Here is a 5,967-nt window from a genome sequence, read left to right as displayed (position 1 = left end):
ATAACCCTTTGCCACATATCACACCGCATACGCTACGCCATACATTCTGCACAAGGCTGGCAAGCAAGAACATGAACCCGAAAGATTTACAGTATATCATGGGGCATTCAAATATCAGTATCACAATGAACTGGTACGCTCATGCGTCCATAGATACCGCAAAATCAGAGGTTCAGCGTCTAATCGCATAGAAGTATTTACCACGATTTTAACCACGCTTGATAGCGAAAATATAAGAAGATAGACCTAGATATGTGAGGTTTACCACAAAAGCAAAATGCCCGTAGAGCCGATAAAATAAGGCTTTGCGGACATTTGAGAAGATATAAAAAGATAGTCAAAAAGACATATATAATTTTTTTTAATTCTGTAATACATTCTTCGCCGCTTTTAAAAGAAACTTCCGTTTCTTCAAATACAGCTTGATTGTCTGGATTAGTTACACCGATATTTAAATAATATTTACTATTACTGCTTCCATAAGCAATGCCTTCATCTATATCAAGACTTTCATCATTTGCAAATAGATAATAGTCTTCTGGTGCCCTCCCTTCATCTACCGGAATTTCTGGTTTTTCAATTATTTCTTTTCCTTCACCGAATATAGTCCATGCTTTTTCTCTGTCACATCTATACAGTCCCTTTACATCAACTGTGCTTATAGCTTGTCCTTTTATGTTTTCTGGTACTTCCAACTCACAATTAAATTTTACCTTCCCTGAATCAGAGGTTTTTTCATACTTTTCCGGGAAACTATATTCTGCTTCTTCCATTGAAACTATTTCTTCCCCTGCTTTTTCTTTGACATCTACAGAACTCTTGTTACATCCAGCCAAAACCGAACATGCACATAATATCAGACTAAAACCTCTTATTTTTTTCATCATATTTTTTCTCCTATAATTCAGCTAAGGGATACAGTATGTGTATTCCCTATCCATTGGCTTGCACCTTCCTTTGAAGTGATTGAATTGTAGCATACAATTATTGATTATTTATTCGATTGTCAAAATTCGCCCACGATTTTGTCAAAATTAGACTTTTCTTTCAAGTAAAAAAGAGACCCCTAACGAGTCTCTTAGTTTTTAATCCGCGACATATATAAAAGAACCTGAACACAGAATCTATTAGATGTATAATCTATTTTTATTTCTCCTCCATTGTCAATGACCACCTTTTTTACATTTTCTAATCCAATACCATGTATTGCAAGTTCTGGCTGAGTTGTCTGCAGTCCATTTCTCTTTTCAAGGATTTTTCCTGAATAGCTGTTTTCTATAAAGATTAATAACACCTCTTGTTTTATTTGCATTTTTATAGTTAGTAACTTTTCCTTCGATTTACTGGCCTCTCTTACCGCATTATCTACCAGATTCCCCAAAATCACGCAAATATTAAAATTATTAAAATATAGATCTTCCGGAATATTTATTTGAACATCTACCTGATTCAGCGTCTTGTTTGCTTCCTGCAGCATATAATTTAATACTCCGTCTATTTCCTGATTACCTGTAGTTGAATATTCTTTTGGATTTAGCATAAAATCCTTCATGCCGCTTAAATATTTTATCATGTCGTCATTATTATTTTTTTTAGCCATTGCAGACAACTCAATGATATGATGTTTTATATCATGCCTCAATGCTTTCACCCGTTCTTCCGATTCTCTGGCTATATCTAATTGATAAGAATAAACTTCTAACATCTGTTTAAATACCTGCTCATTCATACGGGCAGAATAAAATTTAAGGAGTGAATGATACAGATAAAAAATGAGAATATTAATAAAAAGAAGCGCCAGTGCTGCAAAAATAACAATTTCTTTTATTTCATGCGCAACAATAATCAGATAATATATATATACAATACTGACAACAGGAACCATTAAAAGTGCAGCCATATTTAATGCCGGTAATGTAATTTCTTTTTCGGGTTCTGTTGTCCTCTGGATAATAATTGCAATAAATAATAAAGCAAAGCTGGTGATACATTCATATACCTGATTCACCGGCTGTCCCATCGTATATTTTGTTAAAGATAAAATGACAATGCTGTCAACCAAAGCATTAATCACATATATAATAAATACAGCCAAACATTTCTTTGTTTTCTTTATGCGGTATGGAAAAAAAATCAAAAAAAGACTTGTAATGTTTGACAAAATATTCATAGCCGGAGAGGAAAATAGCAAGCTTATCGCACTTGTACATGCCCAGCCTATAATATATAAAATAGAGACATGCTTCCATCTACTCTCTTCTTTTTGCACAAAAATACCAACAAAATACTTCAATGCGTAAAAACGTAATGCATTTGCCAGTAACGCTATAATACCATTAAATATTTTTAAACTCATCTGCAGCACTCTCCAAAATCTTTCTTCGTACATCTGCACGATTAATTTTACTTATATTTAGTACATCTCCATTCAGCATTTTTACCCACTCGTATGTAAATTCCTTTACATAATTTTTATTTACTAAATACGATTTATGTATTCTTAAAAAAACATTTTCTGGAATTCGTTTTTCAATCTCATTCAATTTTCCATAAAATGTTCTGATCTCTTTTTTCATTACAATATTAATTTTTCGTCCAGTACTTTGAAAATACAAAATATCTTTATACGAAATGCGATATGTACTATTTTGAGTTTGGAACTCAAATCCCACACTATTTTTTTCCGATATACGATAAATATTATCCAAAACATGATATATCTTCGCCGGTTCTATTGGCTTTACCAAAAAATCAAATGGTCGATTTTGAAAAAGCTGTAATGCATAATTTTCCTTTGAAGATATATATATCAAAAATATATTCTCTTCTTCAAGAACCTCTCTTATATATTTGCCTACCATAACTCCATCTTTCCCTGGCAATTCTATATCCAGAAAAAGAATGTTTATTTTCTCTCTTTTCAAATAATCCAACAAAGTATCTCCAGAATAAAAAACTTCTGTCACAAGTGAAACGCTCTTCTCTTTCGCATATTTCAGTATAATCTCTTCTAGCTCGGAACATGTGCTTTTTTCATCATCGCAAATTACAGTCTTCATTATTTTTCCCTCCTGAAAGTATAATACTCTCTCGGTATCATTCATGCAAGTCATTTCCTTTTTAACCTTCATCCAAAGCTGTCTTTAGATATTTATAGTATATTTTAAGCAAAATCATTGTCAAATAGATATTTAAAATCGAATAAAATTATTTTAAAACACTTACAATATGTATAGGAGGTGTCATGAATGAGGAAACTGATTTTTCAGCATTTATCAAAAATAGAATTACTGAATTACGTTGTCAAAAAGAAATCTCCGAATACACTTTGAGCTTAGCAATCGGTCGTTCGCAAGGATATATACAATCAATTAGTTCTGGCAGAATATTACCCTCTATGAATACTTTTTTAGATATTTGTAAGTACTTCGATATTACTCCTACTGAATTTTTTGATCCATCTTTTCAGAACCCTACTTTGTTACATTCTATTATTTCAGATATTAGTAAATTTTCTGAAGAAGATTTATTATTACTTTCATCCGTTTTAAAGCGACTAACAAGGAATTAAATTCTATTATCCAATAGATGAACAAGAATTAACTTTATTTTAATCTTGCTCACCTATTTTTTCTGGTTTATATATATTTATAAGCAGCAATTTTTCAACACTATAGAGCAAGTTTCGCAATGTAGCACAATAACCCCTTTCCGGGTTCTTGGCGACTTGCAACTTGATGGGGATTTCGTTTCCCCATACCCTCGACCACAATCACAGATATGTGTATTGGTTTCCATTTACATGGTCACAGTGCGATAATTTTTCATCACTTACTTTCCCTGCAGGCCGCAAAATTTGGATTTTCTTATGAAACCACTACCACGAAGAAAGGAAGTTATCAATGACAAGACCTAAGAAAGAGGAAACTCTTGCAAAAACTAAAGATGTGCATTTACGCATGAATGAAACTGAATATGATCTTCTTGCAGAAAGAGCCAAGGCTAACAGCATGACGGTTTCTGATTTTATCCGAAATGCCTTGGTCAACCAGAAAGTCATCATCAAATACGAAATTACCGCAGATGTTCCCGAAATAAAAAAACTTATTAGCGAGTTTGGTAAAATTGGCAGCAACCTAAATCAGATTGCCCGATATTTTAATCAGGGTGGAATCCTCTCTTCTGAAATGAGAAATGAAATCCGAAAGTCTCTCCGGGATATTTATGAAATGAAATATGAAGTGATGAAAATGACAGGTGATTTTCGTGGCAGTAATTAAACATATCGCAAACAAAAACTCTGACTATGGAGAATCGGAACGGTATCTTATCTTCCAGCACAACGAGTATACGCAAAAACCGATTCTTGATGAAGAAGGGCATATGATACTGAGAGAAGAATATTATCTGGACGGTCTGAACTGTGATCCATTCTCTTTTGCATCTGAATGTCAGGAACTGAACAGCTACTATCACAAGAACAAAAACTTCAATGAAATAAAATCCCATCACTATATCATCAGCTTCGACCCAAAAGACAGGGATGAATGTGGATTGACCGGTGAACGTGCCCAGCAACTCGGATTAACTTTTACAAAGAAAAACTTTCCCGGTCATCAGGCTTTAGTCTGTACTCATACCGACGGTCATAACAAAAGTGGAAACATCCATGTGCATATCGTAATTAACAGTCTCCGTAAATATGATATACCACAAGAACCCTATATGGAATTTGACTGTGAAGCAAAAGCCGGTTATAAGCATCATCTAAGTGCTGCCTATCTTGCCCATCTAAAACAGGAAGTCATGGATATGTGCAAAAAAGAAGGGTTGCACCAAGTTGATCTGCTCACTCCTGCTGAAAGAAAAATCACCGAAAAAGAATACTGGGCACAACGCCGGGGACAGGAAAAATTAGATAAGCTGAATCTGAAAATGAAAGAAGATGGAATCACACCGAAAGAAACTCGTTACCAGACAGAAAAACAATTTCTCCGTGACGCTATTGATGATGCTGCAAGTATTGCCCGATCACCAGAAGAATTTTCAAAAATCCTTGACGAAAAATATCACATCATCCTCAAGATCAGTCGAAACCGGTACAGCTATCTTCACCCTGGCAGAAAAAAATTTATCACTGGAAGAACTCTTGGGACCAGATACACAGAAGATTTTCTCTTGAAAGCATTTGAGGAAAACACGAAATCCCGTAGAGAACTGAAAGAAGAAATTCTGGAACAGCAGGCTCCGAATACTTCCACAGATTTACCACCTGTTCCTTTCTCTGATACTTCTGCTATCCCTGCACCATTCATTTTCATAAAATCAAACCTCCGGCTTGTAATAGATCTGCAAACCTGTATTAAAGCCCAGCAGAGCAAAGCCTATTCTCAAAAAGTAAAGCTCACCAATTTGAAGCAGATGGCTCAGACTGTTGCCTACATACAAGAGCATGGATATGATTCTCTTGATGATTTCCATGCAGCACTCAATCAGGCATCAGGCCAGACCAGTGCTTCCAGAAAATCTTTAAAAGATACTGAACAACAGCTCAAAGAAGTGAATGAACAGATTCATTTTACCGGACAATATCTGGCATACAAAAATGTGTATGCTGATTATCGTACAAGCCGAAACAAGAAAAAATTTTATGAAGAACATCGAGCAGAACTTTCCCTGTATGACACAGCTCTACGAACACTCAAAGAAAAATCTGGCGGGAATAAATTGCCTTCCATGAAAGCTCTCTATGCTGAAAAGGACCGGCTTGTTGAATTGAGGGATAGACAGCGTGAAGATTTTTCTAATCACCAGGATTATGAACGGGAGCTTCGCACTGTATCTGCGAATATTGATATGATTCTTGGGAAGAATCGTGGGCAGGAGCAACAGATTGAAAAAGAGCAGAATTTGGGAGTATCCCAAAGTTTGTGTAAACCTTCAAACTGATGTAAGATAGACTTACCA

The 5,967-nt window shown here is 34.9% G+C and carries 7 protein-coding genes; 4 read left to right on the top strand and 3 right to left on the bottom strand.

What is annotated here, in order from left to right; all coding sequences use genetic code 11:
• A partial coding sequence (locus G5A70_RS15250) for a tyrosine-type recombinase/integrase (RefSeq protein WP_147323122.1) occupies window positions 1-191 on the top strand: 191 nt, incomplete at its 5' end.
• A gap of 6 nt (window positions 192-197) precedes the next feature.
• Here the strand turns inward: G5A70_RS15250 and G5A70_RS15625 are convergent.
• From G5A70_RS15625 to G5A70_RS15235, 3 genes are all read right to left on the bottom strand, one after another.
• Window positions 198-887, bottom strand: coding sequence for a hypothetical protein (locus G5A70_RS15625; protein ID WP_202031329.1), 690 nt, complete (start codon window positions 885-887; stop codon window positions 198-200).
• A 191-nt stretch (window positions 888-1,078) separates the two neighbouring features.
• Window positions 1,079-2,356, bottom strand: a complete 1,278-nt coding sequence (locus G5A70_RS15240) for a sensor histidine kinase (RefSeq protein WP_173750306.1) — start codon at window positions 2,354-2,356, stop codon at window positions 1,079-1,081.
• Window positions 2,337-3,059 carry a LytR/AlgR family response regulator transcription factor gene (locus G5A70_RS15235; protein WP_029677226.1) on the bottom strand — a complete coding sequence of 241 codons (723 nt, stop codon included), beginning with the start codon at window positions 3,057-3,059 and terminating at the stop codon, window positions 2,337-2,339. The genes G5A70_RS15240 and G5A70_RS15235 overlap by 20 nt, the downstream gene beginning before the upstream one ends.
• A gap of 185 nt (window positions 3,060-3,244) precedes the next feature.
• Here G5A70_RS15235 and G5A70_RS15230 point away from each other — a divergent pair, with 185 nt between their 5' ends.
• The 3 genes from G5A70_RS15230 to G5A70_RS15220 all read left to right on the top strand — a co-directional run bounded on the left by G5A70_RS15230 (window position 3,245) and on the right by G5A70_RS15220 (window position 5,949).
• Window positions 3,245-3,571, top strand: coding sequence for a helix-turn-helix transcriptional regulator (locus G5A70_RS15230; protein ID WP_173750305.1), 327 nt, complete (start codon window positions 3,245-3,247; stop codon window positions 3,569-3,571).
• 331 nt (window positions 3,572-3,902) lie between these two features.
• Window positions 3,903-4,280, top strand: a complete 378-nt coding sequence (locus G5A70_RS15225; protein ID WP_117639747.1) for a plasmid mobilization protein — start codon at window positions 3,903-3,905, stop codon at window positions 4,278-4,280.
• Window positions 4,267-5,949: a relaxase/mobilization nuclease domain-containing protein gene (locus G5A70_RS15220; protein WP_173750304.1), complete on the top strand. Its 1,683-nt coding sequence runs from the start codon at window positions 4,267-4,269 to the stop codon at window positions 5,947-5,949. The genes G5A70_RS15225 and G5A70_RS15220 overlap by 14 nt, the downstream gene beginning before the upstream one ends.
• Window positions 5,950-5,967: the final 18 nt, after the last annotated feature.

The organism is Blautia hansenii, assembly GCF_013304445.1.
Lineage (GTDB): Bacteria > Bacillota > Clostridia > Lachnospirales > Lachnospiraceae > Blautia.
The sequence above is the reverse complement of the archived record's forward strand: the minus strand, read 5'-3'. Positions and strand labels throughout refer to the sequence as shown.

Coding starts and splice junctions, on each gene's coding strand:
- G5A70_RS15225 (WP_117639747.1), top strand. CDS start 3,903: ATGACAAGACCTAAGAAAGAGGAAACTCTTGCAAAAACTAAAGATGTG.
- G5A70_RS15235 (WP_029677226.1), bottom strand. CDS start 3,059: ATGAAGACTGTAATTTGCGATGATGAAAAAAGCACATGTTCCGAGCTA.
- G5A70_RS15230 (WP_173750305.1), top strand. CDS start 3,245: ATGAATGAGGAAACTGATTTTTCAGCATTTATCAAAAATAGAATTACT.
- G5A70_RS15625 (WP_202031329.1), bottom strand. CDS start 887: ATGATGAAAAAAATAAGAGGTTTTAGTCTGATATTATGTGCATGTTCG.
- G5A70_RS15240 (WP_173750306.1), bottom strand. CDS start 2,356: ATGAGTTTAAAAATATTTAATGGTATTATAGCGTTACTGGCAAATGCA.